17 protein-coding genes, 2 pseudogenes and 1 riboswitch are annotated in these 21,708 nt (G+C 32.5%); of the genes and pseudogenes, 3 read left to right on the forward strand and 16 right to left on the reverse strand.

Annotated elements, in window-relative coordinates:
* Positions 1-37: 37 nt before the first annotated feature.
* The 6 genes from NSS97_RS14025 to NSS97_RS14050 all read right to left on the reverse strand — a co-directional run bounded on the left by NSS97_RS14025 (position 38) and on the right by NSS97_RS14050 (position 8,559).
* Positions 38-2,419, reverse strand: coding sequence for a pPIWI_RE module domain-containing protein (locus NSS97_RS14025; protein WP_107886827.1), 2,382 nt, complete (start codon positions 2,417-2,419; stop codon positions 38-40).
* Between the two features lie 331 nt (positions 2,420-2,750).
* Positions 2,751-3,437 (reverse strand): thiaminase II, encoded by a 687-nt coding sequence (gene tenA / locus NSS97_RS14030; RefSeq protein WP_341112998.1) that lies wholly within the window; start codon positions 3,435-3,437, stop codon positions 2,751-2,753.
* A 124-nt stretch (positions 3,438-3,561) separates the two neighbouring features.
* Positions 3,562-3,667: riboswitch (TPP riboswitch) on the reverse strand.
* Positions 3,668-3,740: 73 nt separating this feature from the next.
* A complete protein-coding gene (ddlB, locus tag NSS97_RS14035) occupies positions 3,741-4,655 on the reverse strand; it encodes a D-alanine--D-alanine ligase (protein WP_002013134.1) in 915 nt (304 codons plus the stop codon).
* Between the two features lie 4 nt (positions 4,656-4,659).
* Positions 4,660-6,108 carry a MocR-like pyridoxine biosynthesis transcription factor PdxR gene (gene pdxR, locus NSS97_RS14040; protein WP_341113000.1) on the reverse strand — a complete coding sequence of 483 codons (1,449 nt, stop codon included), beginning with the start codon at positions 6,106-6,108 and terminating at the stop codon, positions 4,660-4,662.
* A 96-nt stretch (positions 6,109-6,204) separates the two neighbouring features.
* Positions 6,205-7,230 (reverse strand): homoserine dehydrogenase, encoded by a 1,026-nt coding sequence (locus tag NSS97_RS14045; RefSeq protein WP_107886825.1) that lies wholly within the window; start codon positions 7,228-7,230, stop codon positions 6,205-6,207.
* Between the two features lie 87 nt (positions 7,231-7,317).
* Complete coding sequence (locus tag NSS97_RS14050) at positions 7,318-8,559, reverse strand: esterase/lipase family protein (protein ID WP_044444383.1); 1,242 nt, start codon at positions 8,557-8,559, stop codon at positions 7,318-7,320.
* 281 nt (positions 8,560-8,840) lie between these two features.
* Here NSS97_RS14050 and NSS97_RS14055 point away from each other — a divergent pair, with 281 nt between their 5' ends.
* Positions 8,841-9,182: a DUF3914 domain-containing protein gene (locus NSS97_RS14055; protein WP_002127670.1), complete on the forward strand. Its 342-nt coding sequence runs from the start codon at positions 8,841-8,843 to the stop codon at positions 9,180-9,182.
* Between the two features lie 75 nt (positions 9,183-9,257).
* Here the strand turns inward: NSS97_RS14055 and NSS97_RS14060 are convergent, their stop codons facing one another.
* The 5 genes from NSS97_RS14060 to abc-f form a co-directional block, all read right to left on the reverse strand.
* Positions 9,258-9,929 (reverse strand): lipoprotein BA_5634 family protein, encoded by a 672-nt coding sequence (locus NSS97_RS14060; protein ID WP_107886914.1) that lies wholly within the window; start codon positions 9,927-9,929, stop codon positions 9,258-9,260.
* A 69-nt stretch (positions 9,930-9,998) separates the two neighbouring features.
* The gene (locus NSS97_RS14065; protein ID WP_002168255.1) at positions 9,999-11,930 is read right to left on the reverse strand and encodes an ABC transporter permease; all 1,932 of its coding nucleotides are present in this window, start codon (positions 11,928-11,930) and stop codon (positions 9,999-10,001) included.
* Positions 11,905-12,675, reverse strand: a complete 771-nt coding sequence (locus NSS97_RS14070; protein WP_341113003.1) for an ABC transporter ATP-binding protein — start codon at positions 12,673-12,675, stop codon at positions 11,905-11,907. The genes NSS97_RS14065 and NSS97_RS14070 overlap by 26 nt, the downstream gene beginning before the upstream one ends.
* Positions 12,676-13,143: 468 nt before the next feature.
* Complete coding sequence (locus NSS97_RS14075) at positions 13,144-13,737, reverse strand: GNAT family N-acetyltransferase (protein ID WP_341113006.1); 594 nt, start codon at positions 13,735-13,737, stop codon at positions 13,144-13,146.
* Between the two features lie 20 nt (positions 13,738-13,757).
* Positions 13,758-15,386: a ribosomal protection-like ABC-F family protein gene (gene abc-f / locus NSS97_RS14080; protein WP_107886913.1), complete on the reverse strand. Its 1,629-nt coding sequence runs from the start codon at positions 15,384-15,386 to the stop codon at positions 13,758-13,760.
* 516 nt (positions 15,387-15,902) lie between these two features.
* Between abc-f and NSS97_RS14085 the strand changes: the two genes are divergently transcribed.
* Positions 15,903-16,892 (forward strand): aldo/keto reductase, encoded by a 990-nt coding sequence (locus tag NSS97_RS14085; RefSeq protein WP_107886822.1) that lies wholly within the window; start codon positions 15,903-15,905, stop codon positions 16,890-16,892.
* Positions 16,893-16,968: 76 nt separating this feature from the next.
* On the opposite strand, the gene NSS97_RS14090 is transcribed toward NSS97_RS14085, so the two are convergent.
* The 3 genes and pseudogenes from NSS97_RS14090 to NSS97_RS30505 form a co-directional block, all read right to left on the reverse strand.
* Positions 16,969-17,868 carry a LysR substrate-binding domain-containing protein gene (locus tag NSS97_RS14090; protein ID WP_341113010.1) on the reverse strand — a complete coding sequence of 300 codons (900 nt, stop codon included), beginning with the start codon at positions 17,866-17,868 and terminating at the stop codon, positions 16,969-16,971.
* A 345-nt stretch (positions 17,869-18,213) separates the two neighbouring features.
* Positions 18,214-18,462: pseudogene (locus NSS97_RS14095) on the reverse strand (RNA-guided endonuclease TnpB family protein); the annotation flags it as partial.
* Position 18,463: 1 nt separating this feature from the next.
* Positions 18,464-18,567 (reverse strand): annotated as a pseudogene (locus NSS97_RS30505) (IS200/IS605 family transposase); the annotation flags it as partial.
* A gap of 343 nt (positions 18,568-18,910) precedes the next feature.
* Here NSS97_RS30505 and NSS97_RS14100 point away from each other — a divergent pair.
* Complete coding sequence (locus NSS97_RS14100) at positions 18,911-19,537, forward strand: DUF6518 family protein (RefSeq protein ID WP_000376267.1); 627 nt, start codon at positions 18,911-18,913, stop codon at positions 19,535-19,537.
* Positions 19,538-20,002: 465 nt separating this feature from the next.
* Here NSS97_RS14100 and NSS97_RS14105 read toward each other — a convergent pair whose 3' ends face one another.
* Both NSS97_RS14105 and NSS97_RS14110 read right to left on the reverse strand, forming a co-directional pair.
* Positions 20,003-20,986, reverse strand: coding sequence for an ATP-binding protein (locus tag NSS97_RS14105; protein WP_107886820.1), 984 nt, complete (start codon positions 20,984-20,986; stop codon positions 20,003-20,005).
* Complete coding sequence (locus tag NSS97_RS14110; RefSeq protein ID WP_002127681.1) at positions 20,983-21,690, reverse strand: response regulator transcription factor; 708 nt, start codon at positions 21,688-21,690, stop codon at positions 20,983-20,985. Before NSS97_RS14110 ends, NSS97_RS14105 begins: the two co-directional genes overlap by 4 nt.
* Positions 21,691-21,708 lie beyond the last annotated feature (18 nt).

Consider the following 21,708-nt stretch of genomic DNA (forward strand, 5'->3'; position numbering starts at 1 on the left):
CCGCTCATTATTACTAGCAGGATTTGTACACTATTATTTATATTAATATCAATGAATCTTCTTTTTCTAAAATTATTACATCTTCATCTAATTCGTCATTGAATTCTTTAAACTCCCTTGAATCAATATCGGTAGTATAATTTTTAATTAATTTAGCCATATGCATTACATACGTATTATGAATATTTTGTTCTGAGAGCAAGGTTGATTTACAGCACATGTAATGTATCATTTTGGCGATTTCTTCTCTCTCTTCAGATTTTACACCAAGCGGGATAACTTCGAGTATGTACTGCTGTACTATCTCATTACAATCTAATTCGTATGCAGCCGTGCTATAGTAAATTCCCATTTGATCTACAAATAATCTCGTTGCATTCATAACATGTTCTTGGTCTCTAACAATATAGTTCGGTACATCTGAGTTAGTATTAATTCTAATTATGTTTATATCCTCTTTAAAATTTGAGATTATTTCAGGTGAAACCCCAATATTAACGCTTTTATTTTGCAATTCCTCTATCCAATATTTCCTCATATTGGCATCTACAATAAAATAAACTTCTTTATTTTGTTTATGTGCATCTTGTGAAATTTCAACTAATGTTTCTGACATAAATTGTTTAAAACTGACTCCTATATCATTCCTTTTTGATGGTTGTGGTAAAAACACTTTATTATTACCTATATTTAATAAAGTATGATCAATTGTGCCCCATTCTTCTTGACCATATAATTTATATAATATTTCTCTCCCATTTATTTTTGAAAAAATAGGTAAGAAATCATATTTAGACATTTTCTCAATTGATAAATTTACAATTATCCCCGGTAATTTTATCTTATTCCAACTACACTTTAAGAACCCCTTTTGTTCTAACAAACTAAGAATGGCATTAATAATTTCTTTTTTAGATACACTTTGTCCGATAAATAAATTAATAAATGCTGAAATACGTTCCGTTTGAGCGAATCCTTCCCGAATAATTTGCTTTGGATTAATTTTTTCGCGACCATCACAATTTTTTATTGCAATTAATGCTAATTTCATTTCATTTTGCTCACCTGCCGTAGCATGTACAGCTTTTACGACATCGTCTACTAGTTTCTTTTTGTTTTTATGACTATATTGCATTCTATATGGATTTTGTAACAATTTCCTAATGTTATATCTTACTATTTTTAACAACACCGGATTGTCTGCATTTAATACATAGGAGGAATCTCCGTTTTGAGCTAAAACTATTTTGCTATCTAATAACGCTTGTTCTATCTCTATTACTATATCATCTGACCATACTTCTAACGTAATTGAGTCTAATCCCTTTGGGGCAAATAAAGGTAATAACTCATTCTCATTATTAGTTAATACATTTTCACATTCTGGAAGTAATGTGAAATATGGGCATATTCGTTGGAATTCATTAAAAAGTTCCTCTTTTTCTCTTACTTTTATACCAAATTTTATTTTTGTTCCTTGAACTTTATATATATTTTCGTTATATGGAAGAAGCACTCTTACCTTTGTTCCTCTAATATACTCTTTCGGACATTGGAGAATGTTCTCTAATTTAACTTCTCCCCCTATCCTATAATCATCTTTTAAATTTCTAAAACGTTTAATCCACTTTATTCCTTTTACAGCTTGTTGTACTTTTAACTTTACAAATCTTTGCTTTTTATTATTTGATTCAAATTCAGGAGTTGAAATCAGTATTTGGCTCCGCTTTCGCCCTAAAAGTATAGGGATATCTTTATGATTATATTGTTGATAAAACCTCCTAATCCCTACAGATACTTTTAATAGCGGAATATTCTCACCTCCACGAGTTACGTATTCAAACCGATATACATAAGAGAAATAATCATGTGTTTCTTCATCTTTAATTGGCTCAGACATCGCTTCAGAAACATGTTGTGATCGCAGTGGTGAAAAATATATTTCTTCCTCATTTTTATTTTCCATACGTAAAGGCTGTTCGCAAAAAATATGAGTAATTAGAGCTGGTACCCATTTAGAAAAGGTTTTTTTATCATGTAATGCTGGTAAATTACTAATTAAATCATACTGCCATTCTAAATGTGGTGGATCTATTAATTTATTAGGTTTCCAATCATGAATAACCTCATACCAGCTTTGGAAAATATAGTCTAACTGTTCTTGTTTCATTGGTTCTTTTGCTACAATCCAGGGCGTATCTTCCTTTAATATATATGGATTATGCTGAATGAATAATATATCAGAAAACATTTCATACAATCTTTCATTTACAAGTTTTAATTTGCTCGTTAATAAAAATGTTCTATAATGTATCTCTACAATCTCAAGCCATTCAATAGGAAAATAAATATACGATACTTTCTCATTATAGAGGGGTTCTACTATATTTTTAAATGCTAATAACTGTAATTTTTCCATATTATTAATACTTCCTCTCTTAATTTATATTGATCATGAATAATACTAGAAAAGATACCAATTTTTTAAGCATTAACGAATCAAATTTTAACCAAGCACATTAAAGGAAATAACTAAATTACATTTGGTTATTTAAATAAAACATTATTAAAATAAAATTAATATAAAGTAACTATTAACATATAACTACCTCCTTATGGGACTTCATATTATAAAATCATTATAATGAATTATTATATTTTTTATCTATGATTTACAAAAAAATTACAGAAACTAAATATAATAAAGGGTATCGCCTCTTTATATAGCGATACCTTTTATATACTCTTAATTAAATAACACCTTTAACTTCTTCATTCACCGGCCATTTTTCTAATGTATATGCCATTTCCCAAAATGAATATTCATATTGACTACTAAAAATAAAATGTTGTCTCATACGATTACGGTCTGCCTCTGTTACCTTTTCAGCGATCGTATCTAATCGTGTGATTTGCTCTTCTACTAGAGTACGGAACCAATCAGATCCATATGCAGAAATCCATTCTTGATAAATTGGCTCTTCTGGTTGACATTCTTTTAATCGTTCACCGATTTCATAATATAACCAATAACAAGGTAAAATAGCCGCAATAATATCTCCTAAATGCCCTTCATAAGCTGCGCGATACATATGAGATGTATAAGCGTATGCAGTTGGCGCAGGAATAAAATTATCTTTTTCTTCTTTTGTAATCCCTAATTTCTTTGCGAAATTCTCATGTAATGATAACTCAGCTTCATACGTATTTTGTGCATGGCGTGCCATACGAGCTGTCGTTTCTAATTCAAGAGCCTTTGCAGCACCTAACGTTTGTACTCTAGCAAAATGACTCAAATAATAAGAATCTTGAAGCACATAATATCGAAAACTAGCTAAATCTAATGTTCCTTCGCCTAGTTTTTTTACAAAAGGATGGTTAAAACTTGCTTCCCAAATTGAATCTACTTCTTTACGTAATGATTGTGAAAAAGTCATTTAAATCCCTCCAAATAATGTAAAAAATATACGTATTTATCCACAATTATTAAAGCTGTAAAATAAAAAAACTTTCTTTACAGGCGTAAAGAAAGTGAAATTGACAGTATTTATTCGTTAAATAGCAACGTCTTTCCCACTTCCCTACGCTGGCATTAACCAGATCAGGTACTAAGAGTCTCAAAATTTCATCTGATCTCAGCCTATAAAAGGCCCCCCTAGTGGATAAATATTTAGTTGTCGTATTGTAATTATCATAGCATAATTCGTGGAACTGTCAAAAGAATTAATTATATAACTACCTTAAAAACCTTCTTCTTTCCTTACTTTTAATGAAGTTTCAATTATCATATCTAATAGTTTGCTATAATTAATTCCCGCTGCTTCCGCACTTTTTGGCAGTAAACTTGATTGTGTCATCCCTGGTAATGTATTAACTTCCATTACATATGGAATTCCTTCCTTCACCATCATATCAACCCTTGCATAAACACTACATTTTAATGCTTTATAACAAGCCAGTGACGCTTTATTTACACGTTCCTTTATTTCAGCTGGAAGTTCGATAACTTCTTCAACTGTACTAGTATCATCATATTTTGCATTGTAGTCAAAGAACACAGCAGCATGTCGAATCGAAATGATAGGTAACTGTTGCCCATCAAAAATTGAACATGTAATCTCGTCACCTTTTATATACTTCTCAATTACTACTTCAGAATCCCATTCGAATACAGTTTCTAGCATAGAGATTAATTCATTTTTATCATAGACAATCTTAACTCCAACACTTGAGCCGCCAGAGTTTGGTTTTACCACTAACGGAAATCCTAATTTATCTAACTCCTCAAGCTTTAGATCCTCCATTTTTGTAAGTTCAATCCAATCTGGTGTCTCTACTCCTTCATAACGCAAAATCTTTTTCGAAATATTTTTGTCCATACATATACCGCTAGATAACATATTGCTACCGCTATAAGGAATACCTAAACTCTCTAGCGTCCCTTGAACTGTACCATCTTCTCCGTACTTTCCGTGTAATGCTAGCAATGCAAAATCAATGTCTTTCGCTTTTTCAATTAAATCCATTTTTTCATTTAACGTAATTGGAACGATTTCATATTTACTCTTATCTAAATGTGCAATCATTTCATTCCCAGTCATAATTGATACTTGTTTTTCAGAGGATACTCCTCCCATAATAACGCCAATTCTCATTTTCTCAACTCCAAGTTTCATTTTTTAAAGTTTCACCAATTATTTGAATCCCGCTAACAATTTCCTGTTCTTTCAAACGTGAAAATCCTAATCGGAATGTGTTCGCTCCTCCTCCATCAGAGTAAAAAACATCTCCAGGAGAAAACGTAACTCCTTTCTCATAACACTTTTGTAAAAGTGTGCGGGCTTGAATTTTTTCTTCCAACTCTATAAACAAATGAAGTCCACCGTCTCCAGTCATTCTTTTAAACGGAATGTACTGATTACACGCCCCAACAGCTAACTCATATTTTTTCTTATAAACAGATCTTGCTTTTTTTAAATATTTTTCAAAATATCCTTCATGTAAATATTGAAACAGAACAGCTTGATCTAACGTAGATGTGTGAATGGTTCTGGCTCTTTTAACACTTTCTAAATAATGTATCAGTTCTTTATCTGCAATGATCCAACCTACACGTAAACCAGGGAAAAGTACTTTTGAAAAGCTACTAATATAAATCACATTATTACCAGCCCCTGCAAAAGTTAATAATGGCGATAAATGTGAACCCGAATAACGTAATTCTTCATTAAACCCATCCTCTATAATAGGGATCTTGTATTTTGAAAATAACCTCATCAATTCCGTTCTTTTCTCCGAACTCGTAACAATACCAGTTGGATTATGATAAGAAGGGATTAAATACGCGAAATCAAAATCCTTTTCACGCAAACTTTTTTCTACTTCATTCGTATCAATACCATCATCATTCATATTAATTCCATGAACTTCAAGTCCATGTAAACGAAAAAGCTTCAATGCAGCATGGTGAGTTGGGTTCTCACAAATAACACGCCCTGATTTCTTCGATAAAGAAGATAACACAATATCTAATCCTTCTGTAAATCCATTTGTAATTAGAATATCTTTGTTCGAAATATCTACACCTTTCATTTCCATGTAATGAAGTAAATGATTCATTAACGGTCTATAACCTTTTGCATATCCGTAGTTCAATACGATATCCCCTTCAATGGACATACGTGTAAGAAAAGCTCTTTTGAAATTTTCAACATCAAATAGCTTTTCGTCCGGGGCTATACTATTAAAAACAATCATTCCTTTTTCCCAGCGAACTCCATGCTTCATTAAGTCTAATTCATCCGCTAATGTGGTAACTTTATTAAGTTTATTTTTCCAATCTATTTCAACAGACGAGGTGTTACTTATATCCACCTTCGCAACGAAATTTCCTTTTCCTTTAACTGCATAAATGAGTCCTTCTTGTTCTAAATCCGCATATGCAGAGAGTACTGTATTTCTGCTCACTGATAATAATTCACTTAGTTCCCTTGTTGATGGGATTTTTTGGTCCCCCAACAAATGCCCTTTCATAATCATCTTTTTTAAATAATCCTTTAATTGAATATAAACGGGACGATCTTTTACAACTTTAAAATCTTTAAACAATTTCTTACCCCCTGCAATTATTTTTGCATATTTATTTCATTCTCAAAAGGTCCACTACATATGTATTTTTTATTAATAGCGGTACGGTTATAAAGCCTATAAATCATTTCGATATAAATTGATTACATCTTTTAAAGCAGCAGCTGCAGCTCCGCGTGGATTAGAAGCTCCACCAATTGTAGTGACTTGTCCCATTGTATCTGTAAAGAACGTAATTCCTTTTTCCGTGCCATTTATATTTGCTAACGGATGTTCTTTCTCTAAATTACAAGGTTGTACACTAAGGTTTACTTTTCCATTATCATCTTTATATGCTGATGCAATTAATTTAATTGATTTATTTTGTTCCTTTGCATTTTGAATTTGTTGCGTTGTAACGTGCTCTATTCCGTTTATTTTTATATCTTTGAGTGAATAATTGTTTCCCATTAAACTATTCGTCAAAAGTAATAATTTACAAGCGCTATCCATCCCGCTTATATCTAATAACGGGTTAGTCTCCGCAATTCCTTTATTTTGTGCTTCTTGCAATGCTTCTTCAAACGTCTTATATTCTTCATGCATCTTTGTAAGAATATAATTTGTTGTCCCGTTCAATATTCCTTCTATTTTTTCAATATGGCAACCTGCTAAACTTAGTTGTCCAATGTCTAATGTCGGTAACGCAGCGGCAGTTGCACCGCTATATCGAATGCGTGAGCCTGAAATACGTGCTGCTGTATTCAGTTCACTCCAAGCTGTAACAAGTGCACCTTTTGAAATAGCTACTATATCCATTTGATTTTCAATAGCTTGTTTCATATACTGTTTCCCTGGATTTCCATTTTTAAGATTTGTAGCAGTTGATTCAACCAATACAGTACCATTTATATTAATCGTTCCGCGTTCCTCTGGATAATGTTCGATATATTTTTCAATTGCAGCAGAACCTTCACCATACGTTAATAAATCATTAATCTGCAAACCTTTCCCGTTATGTATTGCAATATTTCTTCCTATCACTCCACTAACAACTAAGTCAATTCCATATGTTTCATTTATATATAAATATTTTTCGTTTAATAATTTAATAAATTCTTTACCAACTGTCCCATACCCTGATAATACCACTTGAATTTTCATAATATCCCCCCATATTTTTCTACCAAATCCCTCTTTCAATATAATATAAAGCGCCCTCGAATTCCATCGAGAGCGCTTTATTATTATCTATTTCGGTAACCGTGATAATTTTTCTGCAATTGTTCTATAAAACTCTTGAATATTAGAAAAACCTAACGTGTCTGAAACGCTTAATCCTACCATATCAAGATGGTCCCAATTTGCTTTCGTTTCGATATGATTCCATTTTCCAACCTGTAAAGACTCATTATCATTTGCAGCAATATTAGACGAAGGCGCAATCATAGAATTTGTATTTACTACACCGTCATTTTGCCACCAAGAAGTATCTATTAATGTTCGATTCTCTTCATATCTTGCATAGGAACCTAAGAAAAATGCATTACCCATTAACACTTTATTCATCGTTATATGAGGTAACTGTAAACCTGTTATTGGTGCTGCTTGCGATGCATGTCCACTATAAGATAAGTAATATACATCCGATTGCGTCTTTACCCAATTATTTAACTCCTTTGCTCCATCAGTACTTAAATCCCATTGACTTATATCTTTTGTATTTTCCCAAATTGAACTATTTAAAATACGATCAGTATATTGGAAAAAGGACTCTCCGGCATTCTTTTTTATACCCCATTGATCCAATTTAAAATCATATAATGATAAATTATTGTTTCCACCTAAACTTGCAGCTGTAATGAGTAAATCTTTAACGAACGGCAACAGAAGACTTCCGTCCGCGAGTGTTGTACCGTTATGAGGAGTTGCTAAAGTTGTAACACTATGAACATACGATTTGCCACCTTCAAATAGTGGTGATATCTTTGTGTTCGGATGATTTTTCACATAATCTTTTTCTTCATAACTTCCTTCTTTTAATAATTGCACTAATGTTCTTGTCGTTTGTCCACCCATGCTATGCCCAACTAAATGAACTTTATTTGTTTCACTCCAATTCGGTGCAAATCCACTATAAGTTCTACCAAAACGATTATGTCCATGTTTCTCAGCATGTGCCGCACCGTAGTCTACTATTCCACCGTTAATTTGCGCATATAATTCACATGCACGATCCCAGTTACTAGAAACTGGTCCAACAGCTGCAGTATGTACTGTATAACCATTTCTTTTTAAATCTTCTTGTATATCATGAACACCACCCCAATATTTTACCCCTAGCATTTCCTCTCTACCCCATCCAGCAAATCCATTCACTAAAATGATAGGATAATTATTTTGTTGTCTCTCTTCAGCGTATGTTGTTTTCGCTGCGAATGAACAAACAGTCACTAATGCGAAAAAACATACTTTTAAAAATAATTTCCCCATACTTTCTCCCCCTCAATAAAACGTTTACATTTATCTTTGAAAAAAAAAACACAAAATTAGTTTGCAACTTAAACATAATGTAAAGTATTTTATATACGTTGTATATATAGAAAACATATACAAATGTTGATAAATATTAATTCAAGTAAGCATTTACTTTTCATAACACAACTTGTAAATCTGATTATTTGAATTTATAATTAAATATAGTTTCCTCATGTTAAATGGATTTAAAAATCATAAGAAAACTAATTTCATTGCTTGAAAAGGAGGAAAAAAGCATGCAAGTCGGATTAAACATTCATACATTAGCTCAACCTTCTAAAATAACCCCATCTAATCTTGAGCATAATACTATCTCTTCTACTAAGCATGAAGATAAGAAATCTAATGATCTAATCAAATTTGATATTCGTACATCTGAACAAGAAATGAAACAAGCGGATCATAAATTTAGCGAATTAGACTTATGGAAAATGCTAAAAGACAAAGGTGTACCTTTATGGATGATTTTAGAAATGTTACAGAAATTTCGTAAAGAAAAGGAATCTCAAAATGGTTCGGTTCAACATTCAAATGCGATTGAAGAAACGAGCGAGACTCGATTAAATGAAGTCATGTAAACTATGTTATCTGAATGGTCTATAACTAAAAAGAGTTCAAGGTTGATAGAAACTTTATCAACCTTGAACTCTTTTTTAAGATTTTTCTTCAATCGTTAAAAACTGAACTGATACTTCTCCCTCAAAATCTTTAATTAGCTTTCTTACTTTTACATTTTCATTAACCAATGTATTATCTGTCGACATTTTAGGTTTTTCGTCACCTAAAGATTTTTTTAATTGAAGAAGATGCATTTTTGTTTCATTTGCTTTTATTTCCTTATATATATTATTTTTGGATACAATCACATACCATTGCGTTGGATAATTACGCTTGTTACCTATCCAAACGTCACTATTGTATATGACAGGAACCTCGTTTCCTTCTAATTTAATACTTTTCAAAGTCTTTTCGTCTTCTTGTGCAAACAGTAGAGAACCCTCTTTTGGGAATTTCGGTAACGTATTTACAGGCATAAAATTGGAGCCATTATCTCGTTTACGGAAAACTTTAGCTTTAATCAATGCTTGTGCTGTAGACTCATTTAAAATTAATACCTGTCCGTTTCCATAAGTACCTGTTTTCACAGAAAACACTTCATTTTCTTTCGTAATTTCTTGATAACGATTAATAATTGGTGAAATTTTATTTTCATTTCCAATGATTAATAAACCGTTTGCAGGAAATGGATTCTCCTTTTTAGAACATGCACTAAAACTTATTAATAGTAGTATTGTTAACATAAAAATAGTTAAAGTTCTTTTCATCGCGTTTCCTTTCATCATACAGTTCATTTTTTCCACATACTTTAATGTAGTCTTACAAGCTAATAAACTCTATTGCTCCATAACCTTATAAAGCTTTTGCAGGTAACGCCAACGGGTTATAAAGAAATATAATACTTGTATACATATAAATGAAATTAAAATAACGATGGAGCTATTAATTATAGAAAAATCGACTAATTGCTGTAATGCCGTATAAGCGACTACAGTATGAATCACTGCAACAACAATCGGTAAGAAGAACATTAATAATAACTGTCTCGTTACAATTTTTTTTAATTCTCGTTTACTTAATCCCATTTTCGAAATCATTTTATATTGCTGTTGATCGCGATCCAAATCAGTATATAATCGGAAATAAATAAAACTAGCAGCGAATGTGAAGAAGACGATTCCGACTAAAACACTTGCCATAAGTAATAATCCATTCGTTTGCTTTGCACTTAACAAATCTATAGTTAAAGCCCGAAATTGAAAATTACCTACTCTAGTATCTTTCTCAAATCTACTAATTAATTCGTTTGAAATTCCCTTTGTTTTCATCCAATCGTCTACAACAAATCCGTAAGTACGATATTGAATGTCTTTATTAACTGGGTCACTAGTAAGAGGGATTCCATCATATACCTGATCTTTAACAGCGATATAAATAGTTCTAGAATCATGTGGTAAAACTAAATTTTCTACAGCTTTTTTCACATGAAATGTCTTTGTCCAATCTCCTTGAATGACTTCTATATTCTTTTTATACTCGCCATTTTTAAATTCTTGTTTTTGTGATACGACTCCAGGAATTAATAAAATTTCATCTTCTTTTTCTATTGTTTCTTGTTGATAGCCTAGTGCTTTAGCAAGATCGTTATATTCACTTAACTTCATTACATCTACACCATTTTCCGTGTATATATATGAAGATGAAGCCATTCGATACGGAATATTAGCATCAGAAAGGTGTTTTTTTATAATAGAAAGATTTTTATTTAATACTTTGTCGTTTTCAAAACTTCCATACAAAAATGTATACGGATTTGTCATCCTTACCAAATCCCTATTTCCAATTGCAGCTGTTGTACCAATCGCTGTAAATGCAACTGCTGAAACAATAGATACTATAAAAAACATCGTTGCATTATCTTTCATACGGTAAATTAATTCAGAAAATGTTAATATATTTGTTCTCTTTAAAAAGAAAGATTCTCTCCTTTTCGCAAGGTGCAATATATAAACGCTACACTGTGTATATAAAAAGTACGTTCCTATAATTACTAGGAGCACCCCTATTCCAAGCGTAATAAAATTAGTACTTGGGATAAAGCGAAATACTGAAAAATATCCATACCCTATACTAATTAAAGAAAGTAGCGATAATAAAATTGATGCTTTCGGTTCTGGCTTTGGCTTTTCCTCTGCTTGTATAAGTTCCACAAGTTCTGTTACTTTTATCATTTTAAATGTAACGAGCGAAACAATTAAAAATAATAAAAGAAATGTGATGACTGTTAATAATACAGCCTGCACTGGTATATAAAAAGGCAAACCATTACTAATCATTAATACACTTGCGCTTATCAATAAAACTAGTTTAGAAAATACGAGTCCAATGAGAATTCCTATACAAATTGAGCCAAGTCCAATCAACATATTTTCAATTAATAATAATTTCTTAAGCTGTCTCATTGACATACCTTGCATCATTAATATCCCAAATTCTTTCTTACGCGTTTTTAAAAATGAACTAACTGAATATAGAATGAAGAAAAATGAAAATACAAAAATCAAGCCTTGCGAAACTGAAAATCCCAATGTACCAAATGCACTTATTGTTGCACTTGTCGATTTCAACTCACCTTGTAAATCAGGATGAAATAATAAAAGAGCATACGTAAAGAAAATCATAATAGAAAATGCACTACTTAAAAAATGAGCTGCATATGTACGCTTATTGCGAAAAATATTATTAAATGCGAACTGACGAAAAGTCATGCCTTTTCCCTCCTAACAAAGAAAGGACATCCATAATCTTTTGATAAAATGCTTGCCTACTTTCACCACAATAAATTTCGTTATATAGTTGACCATCTTTAATAAATATGACTCTGCTGCAAAAACTCGCTGCATACGGATCATGTGTAACTAACATCATCGTAGCTTTTTCTTCTTTATTTAAAGTATCTAGCATCTCCATTACATCATTTGAAGATTTAGAGTCTAAATTCCCTGTTGGTTCATCTGCAAGTAATAATTGCGGCTTATGAACAATTGCACGAGCAATTGCTGTTCTTTGAGCTTGCCCCCCTGAAATTTCAAAAGTTCTTTTACTCAATATATCTGTAATATTTAATTTCTCTGCAATTTCTTCAACTCGTTTGTTCATTTCTTGTACAGAAACACCATCTAATGTCATCGGCAATACGATATTTTCCTTTACTGTAAGTGTGCTAAGTAAATTAAATGATTGAAAAACAAATCCTAATTGTTTCCTACGGAATAAAGCCAAATTATCTGATGTCAACTGGAAAGGATTTGTACCATTTATTAATATTTCTCCCGATGTTGGAGAGTCGATAGTAGATACCATATTTAATAACGTTGTTTTCCCGCTCCCTGATGGCCCCATAATCCCTATAAATTCACCTTCTTGAAGTGATAAATCAATATCTACCAATGCTTTAAAAGGTACTTTCCCTTTATATACTTTACTAATACTTTTTGCATGTAGAATTTCCATTTATATTCTCCCTTCATTTGCACTTCTCACAATATAGTGTAAATGAATTGTCTTATAGCACATATTGATTCATCTTTCATTTATCTTACACGCTTGTAAGGTTTCTGAAAAAACTGATAACAAACCTGTTTTCAAACTATAATTAACGATTATTCATCTTATAACATCTATATAGTAGTATAAAATACAATACTACTTATTTCTGGTTGCCAGGACACCTTGTAAGCCTATTAAATATATAAATAAAAGTGGGTTTAAGAAACGATTATCATCATTAAAAGTTGCTGTATTCCTTGTATTCTTTATTAGCAACATAAAATATATTATAAAGAATAACTATAGAACTTCAAAACGATGAATAATAACTTATAATTCATAAGTATAATCCAAAAGTAAATAATACATAAAAAAGCTCAGAGTTTTAGCTCTAAGCTTTTTTAAAATCATTTCATTCCATTATAACTCCTTTTAAAGAACAATATTTTTTATCCACTCTGATTTGCTTAATAAATAATGATTATATAGTTGGTTTTCTATCGTCTGTTGGCTCAAATAAGTAAATCCACATTTTTCAATAACTTTATTTGATGGTACGTTGTTAATTAAAGCAATTGCGTTGAGGACATCTACATTTGTATTTTTAAACAAATAATCAATTAATCCTTTAGTCGCTTTCGTAGCGTAACCATTGCTTTGATACTCGCTTGAAATAGCATATATTATTTCTCTATTTGGTGAAGGGAGTTCTTCTTTAATGCTTGTGCAGCACCATCCAATAAATTCATTTGTATCTTTATTAAATATTCCTAGCTTTAATATATGATCATCTATGTTACATGTATTTTTCACTGCATTAAGAAATGCTTTATTTGCTGGTATTTCATCATTAATAACCCAGTCAATCCTTTGTTCTTTCGTTGATTTCCAGTCTGGTAAAAACTGTTCTATTTCCGGTTGATTCGATATTTTATAAATACTCTCCGCATCTTTGATAGTAAACTCTTGCAAGTATATATCTCCACAGTCTATTCTAAATAAATTAGTCGAACTCTCTTCTCCCATGTTAATCCCCCTTAATTATATTAAAGCGCCTTAATCTGCTTCGTAAGTTCTATAAATCGTGCATCAAGTTCTTTATATTCTTTATCGTTAGAAGTTAAGAAACTTAATTTACCTAATACTTCTTGTCGCTCTGTTTCTAACGTTAAACGTAGCTCTTCAATATCATCTCTTGTTTTAATAGGTTCCTCTAGCTGCTTTTGTATTGTATTATTTGAAAACACGAGTTTCGTGTTAGTTGTTTTCTCTAGAAAATATCGATCGTGAGAAACTATAACGAGTGTTCCATTATACTCAGCTAATGTATTTTCAAGCTGTTCACGTGAAGGGAGGTCAAGGTGATTCGTCGGTTCATCTAAAATAAGTACATCTTTTTCATCTAAAATATAAGCCATTAACTTGCATTTTACTCGTTCCCCCATACTCATATGCTCAATCGGCTCTTTCCATTGAGAAGCTTGGAATCCTAAATGTTTCATTAAATTTTGGACTTTTCCTCTTTCTTCAAATGTCTCTTTAAAAAATAAATCTTCTGGTGTTTTATCCAGTGGTAAATCAAATACTTCTTGTGTTAAATAACCGATGTTTGCAGATGGTGAAATCCATACTTCTCCTTGTACAGTTTCCGTTCCCATAATCATCTTCAGTAATGTTGTTTTCCCGCTACCGTTTGGTCCAACAATCGCAACCTTCTCACCGTGCTGGATTGTAAAATTAACGTTTTCAAATAATGTCTTTCCATGAAAGTCTTTTTTTAATTTCTTTACTTCTAAAAAGCGTTTTCCTACTTTTTTATTCGCTTGAATAGAGAACTCCACTGAATACTCTTCTTTCAGACGTTCTACTTTCGTTTTCTCCAGCTCTTTTTCGAGACGTTTTCGTTTTGACTTCACTTGCGCATCCATTCGCTTCGCTTTTACACGATAAAACTCTTTAACTCCTTCTTGTTTTGTAGACTGTGCGTGTGCCTTTTGTGACCATGAACTTAATTCTTTTATATGTGTTTCTACTTGTTCTATCTTTTTTTGTTGTTTTTCATATTCACGTTGCTGCGTCATTCTTTTATGCTCACGTGCTTTCATATAACTCGTATAATTACCGATATGGTCAATTAATTTCTTATCCTCAATTGACCATATTCTAGTTGCGACAACATCTAAAAAGTATCGATCATGCGATACAACGATAACTGTACCCTTCATATTTTTTATTTGCTTAATGAGAAATTCCGTACTCATCTCATCTAAATGATTTGTCGGTTCGTCTAATATTAATAAATTAGGATTTTCGGCAAATCCTTTTGCTAGTCGAACTTTCAGCTTTTCACCACCACTTAAAGTAAGAAAATCGTTCGTTGGCACGCCCCATTTCGCAAGAAGTTCTGCTTCTTTTGCAATCATATCATTACTAATAAAAGATTCTATTTCTTGTTCAACATATGCCGTTGTCATATTCATTTGCTGCCATTCAACATTCCCTTTTGATGGCTCAATCTTCCCATTTATTAATTGAAGTAACGTTGATTTACCGGCACCATTTTTACCAATTAATCCGATAACATCACCTTGTCTTACTGTAACATTCATTTTCTCTAATAAAGTATTTTCCATTATTTCAACATACACATCATTTAATTTTAAAATTTCTTTCATATTACCGATCCCTTTCATTAAGGGAGAACAAAAAAATCCTCCCAAATTATTTTGGCAGGATTAGTCGTTAACATATTTATACCCAAATAAGCTATTACGCATAATAAATAGCAATACCGTTGTATGGAAATTGGGCAGACTAATCCTATTTTTTAGAAATTGAAATTTATTTAATTTCAACATTTAAAAATAAGATTAGTTAATCATCGTCCACCCATCAATCCTTTCCGTCATAAGTAACCATATTGTACCATACTAGTATGGTATGAGTAAATGCAATTATATGTGCTGTCATAAAGATTACTGTCTTCTAGGTCTATTTATCATTTCTTAACTTCATATTGAACAAGCATAAATTACATTTGTTGTACTAATTTCTTTAGATTTCCCTAGTAATAAACTTCTAAGTACTCCCTCTTATATAATTTTTATATAAATTTATGATTAATTATATATTATACATACTACATTTCAGTTCTTATAATAAAGTTATCATTTTTAAGGAGGGATTCTACAATGGAATTTAGCAAACTAGGAAACAGTGGATTAACAGTAAGTAAGATTGCATATGGGAACTGGATAAACCATGGCGGGAAAGTAAATGAAGATATTGCAAATGATTGTGTGAAAGCCGCACTGGATGTTGGAATTACAACGTTCGATACTGCTGATGTTTATTCGGACACGATAGCCGAGGAAGTACTTGGCCGGTCTTTGAAAGGTATACGACGAGAAAGCATAGAACTATGTACAAAAGTATGCCATCCGACCGGACCTGGAAAAAATGATCGTGGATTATCGAGAAAACATATTATAGAAAATTGCAATGCATCGTTACAGCGGTTGCAGACAGACTACATTGATGTCTATTATGCACATAGATTTGACTCAACAACTCCCCTTGAGGAAACGATGTTAGCTTTTGCTGATCTTGTAAGACAAGGTAAAGTCCTTTACTTAGGCGTAAGTGAATGGACATCAGAACAAATTACCCGCGGTGCAGCACTCGCACGAGAATTGAACATTCCACTTATCGCTAGCCAACCTCAATATTCGATGTTGTGGCGTGTTATTGAAACTGATGTAATACCAACATGTCAACGTGAGGGGCTTGGTCAAGTTGTTTGGTCTCCCCTTGCACAAGGTATTCTCTCAGGAAAATATCAACCTGGTAAACCCTTGCCGACTCAATCGCGTGCTAATTCAGATGCTGGTAAACCATTTTTCCACACACTCGTGCAACGTTGGATGAGTGATGATGTACTCACTGCAATTCAGAAACTCAATCCCATCGCGCAAGAAACTAATCTTACCCTACCACAACTCGCAGTTGCTTGGGTACTACAAAATCCAGCTGTTTCCTCTGCAATTATTGGCGCTTCAAACCCGGAGCAAATAAGAGAAAACGTAATTGCTTCTAGTGTTAAATTGCAACCTGAAATTATGGATCAGATTGATAATATACTACAAGGTTTCGCTGAGTACGATCCGGGTAAAACAGGTTGAATCATCAGTGACTTTAAAATAAAAATAGAAGTTTCCCTTTCCAAATTACCACTGCCCATCCTATCAAGATGGGCTTTTACTTTTCAAATTCAAATTGTGAAGTCGTATAAACCTCTCTAACAACTGTTAAGAAGTTTTCTAATACGACAGACTTTTCATCTTGTCTCCATCCAACATATAAATTTATTTTCGGTGTATTTTCTTGAATGTCTTTATACATGACACCCGATTTTTTATAGCTTTCCACCGATGATGGAACGACAGAAATCCCCATTCCTGCTGCAACTAAATTCACAATAGTTTGCATTTGGATCGCCTCTTGAACAATATTTAAACTTACTCCATGTTCCCAAAAGTAACTAATAATTAAATCATAAAAGTTAGTACCGAAATGACGAGGAAATAAAATAAATGGTTCATCAACTAATGATTTGATTGAAATGTTACGTAATGAAACTAAAGGATGCTCTTCATGCAAAACTAATTTTAAACATTCCTCAGAACAAACTTCGGAAACTAATATTTCATTATTCTGCTTGGAACGAATAAATCCAATATGAATTTGTTTTTCATATAGCGCTTTTATTTGCTGGTCTGTTGTCATCTCGCGTAATATAAGCTGTATTCTAGGAAAACGTTCTCGAAATTTTTTTAATATGTCTATTACGGTTTCTGTAGAATCGACAAAACCGATAATTAAATGTCCTATCTTCCCTTCATCCGCAAGCTGTGTTTCTTTAATAGTTCTATCTACTTGAAGCAACGTTTGTCGCGCACCTTCTAAAAATATTTTCCCTGCACTGGTTAGTTCAACCATTCTTTTTGTTCGATGAAAAAGTTGAACTCCTAATTCTTCTTCTAATTTACGAATTTCTTGACTTAAAGGAGGTTGTGCCATCATAAGACGTTCTGCTGCACGACTAAAGTTTAATTCTTCTGCCACTGTTATGAAATATCTCATTTTACGAATATTCATTTCAATCCCCCTAACATTCACAACTAGCAAAAAAGCCCTCCTTCTAATAAATTATAAGTCAACTACCCACACTGAGATGAAGCTTTTCAGTGGGGGCTTGAGTTAGAACGCTAGGTCTTTTCGTCTATCGCTAGACAGTTTGACGCTCTAGCATTCATGCCACCTTATGGTAACACCCCAAGTAAGTTTTTGGTTGGTACTGGCAACGAACGATTGTTTTCCCACTTGCACCACCCTTTCGAAAAAGAGCAATTCTTCCTTATGGAAGAAGCCACCACTCAGATGAATCCGGCGTGTGCTACAAGCCCCGACAAGTCGAGTACACATGGATGGTTGACGCACCCACTAAGCTATGCGCAAAGCAACAGCCTTACGTTTTTGTACTTCTAATATAATCGGCGTTTTCACTTTGAGATTGTCATCTAATTCTACAACTTTTGATTTTTCCAATGTATTCAACGCACCATTAATATCAGCGTGAATACATTTCCCTGATTTACTTCGATACAGACCACGAGTAATCCGTTTGCCGCTAAAACAATAATGAGTTCTATCATCCTTAGACCAAACTGGAATCGGATCTTTATCAAGAAATTTTGTAACTGTTAATTACTTTTGACAAATCAATATTTGGAACGAAATGGAACAAAATGTGAACAGGGTCTTCACCGTAATCCCTTTTGGCTCAAGTAACCGAATGATGATTATTCTCCAATTTCGTTATCTTACGATATATTCCCTCCTTATCTAAGGGCGGATTATATCGCAAGACAAAAAGAAACAGATATTCGCCCTCAAAAAATTATTATGAACCAAACAAAAGTGTTTGGTCTATTGACTGATAGCAATTCATCACCACCTGAATTGTTGGGTTTCACCCGTAACACAAATCAGATGGAGTCTTTTTGCCGAAAAGGATAAAAAGAAAATGTTATTCGCTATCCAATAATCACTTATTGTTTTTCGATAAATTTTTATTGATTACCCACCTGTAATAAGCTATTATATGTTTGTAGAAAATATTAATGTAAGGATTGAATTTATGGACAGGACATTAAAAATCACAAAGTTAAATATGTTTTTAAGGATTTTTCTCATCCCGATTATAGTAGGGATAATTGTTGGTATACTAACTAAATTAGGGCAAGGTATACTTCCAGGACATTGGAATTCATTAGCTAATCTAGGAAGCGTTTGGTTAGTTCCATCCTTTTTTGTGGCTAGCTTTAGTTATTCTAAGCGTACAGCTATACTTTCTGGTATCCTTGCACTACTCGGTATGGTATTAGGCTATTATGGTTATGCAATAGTTATTAAAAATGTAGCTCACTCTATTTATTTTATATCTGTATGGATTGTATGTGCATTTATAGGAGGAACTATCTTTGGAATTGCAGGTTTTCTATGGAAAGATACTACAAATCCACTTCATAAATTCGGAAGCGCACTTATTAGTGGAGTTTTTGTAACGGATGGACTTCACATTCTTTTAAATTTTGAAGACTATAGTCACATGTTACCTGTTGGATATACCGAAGTGATAGTCGGAATTATCTTGATTCTTGTATTAGAACGCTCTAATGCTAATCGAATTTCTTCTTTCTTAATGATGGTTCCTATCATTATTTTAGGATTAATTGGATATAAATTATTAAGTTTGTTCACTTAATTACAATACTGTATCATGAAAAAACAAAAGACTAATTCTATTATAATCCACAAAACATATCACGAATTCGAACATTATACTTATTAATGTTGATACACTTATTCATAGGATGGATTCATGAAGCTATCTCTTTCAAAGGGGTGGCTTTTTTCTTACAAAAACTATTTATCAGCTTTTTATTAAATCCTTCTAATTTAACAATCGTATTTATTAGCGTGTCATTATACATACTAAGATGACCTTTTACCATTTCATATAATCGCTATAAAGTGAAACTTTAATCAGCGGGGGTTTTCTCCATCCCCCACTGATTATTAGTTGAACCAATCGGACTTTTATGGGCAGTTGATCCCTAACTTCTTTGCTTTCGCTGAATTTTGAGGTGGGGGTCTTACTGCCCATTAAAGCGGGATAAAATAAGGCTAAAAAACTTATCTCCAAAGTTCTTTAGCCAAGAACACTTATTTACACATTAAAAAATATTATTCGTACAACGGTACCTTTACCAACCTCTGAATGGATTCCTACACTATGTCCTAATTGTTTCGTAATTTCATATACAAGATATAATCCCATTCCTGTTGATTCTTTAAAATCTCTACCGTTTTCTCCTGTAAAGAAAGGTTTAAATACTCTTGGTAAATCTTGCTTCGGTATCCCTACGCCACTATCGGTAATTTCAAGTACAACTGTATTACCTTCCTTACATGCTTTCACTTTAATCTTTTCTCTACTACCTGATGAGTATTTAATTGCATTCGATATAATTTGTCCAATTAAAAATTGTAACCATTTCGCATCACTTTCTACAGTAATCCCCTTATCAATTTCAAGCTCTGGATATACGAAATTCCGGATAAAAAAGCGTTTATGTTCATGCACGGAATCATTCACTATTTTATGTAGTTGTACTCTTTCTACATAAAAATCTTGTGTAAATGCTTCTAAACGTGCGACATACAGTGCCATCTCTAACCCCTTTTTTAACCTATCTGTTTCCTCATTAATACTTTCAAAACGTGAATCCACTTCATCTTGTGTAATTAATTCTATTACAGATAAAGGTGTTTTCATTTGATGAATCCACTGATTCATAAAGGTTAAATGATCATTATTTTTCCTCTCTTGTAACTGGAGCTGATTTTGATAATGTCGATATTGTACTTCGAGCAAATCTTGGAGAGCGGTAGATAAAACTGCAAAATCAGATTTTTGAACAGATTCATCCAAAGATTGCAACGGATTTGCTAAACGTTCATAAAAAGATCGATGTGTAAAATAACGAAATACTAAATAACTTACCATAAAAAAAGCACCTAAAAACATTGCATATAATGCCGTTGAAATATGATTATGCCCATCAAACCAATAAACTAAGAATATGGCTAGTAGTTGGATCGCAGTAAAACAAATAAGTGGTATATGATCACGTATAAATAACCTTATCATTTTTCCATACCATTATCCCAAGTAATATGTAATCTATATCCAACACTACGAATTGTTTCAATTGCTCCTTCAATTTGTAACGTTTTTAACTTTTTACGCACACGTGTTGTATTTACACTTAATGTATTATCATCAACATAAGATTCACTATCCCATAATTTATTTAATAATACTTCCCTACTCACAACACGCGGATAGTTTTTCATTAACATCTCTAATAAAATGGCTTCGTTTCTCGTTATATCAATCTCTTGGTTCCTAAGTTTTAATACAAGTCTTTCGGGATATAAACTAAGACCTTGTTGCTCAATCATTCGTTCTTCTAGTTTCGGTGCATAGTCTCCATAAGCACGTCTTAAATGACTACGAATTTTCGCCATTACAACTTCATAATGAAACGGCTTCGGGATAAAATCATCGCCACCATTTTCTAACGCCATAACTTGATCCATCGTACCTTCACGGGCCGAAATAAATAAAATCGGACATGTGGAAACCCCGCGAATTTGACGACACCAATAGTAACCATCAAAACTTGGTAAATTAATATCTAATAAAACTAACTCCGGTTGTTCTTCTAAAAATATGTCTAACACATTTTGAAAATCCGTTACAATAATTCCTTGGTAACCGTATTTCGCAACATATGTTGATAATAACTCCGCAATTTTCATATCATCTTCAACAATCATAATTTTAACCATCTCTGAACTCCTTTTTGA

The organism is Bacillus sp. FSL R12-0074 (genome assembly GCF_038005725.1).
GTDB classification, from domain to species: domain Bacteria; phylum Bacillota; class Bacilli; order Bacillales; family Bacillaceae_G; genus Bacillus_A; species Bacillus_A mycoides.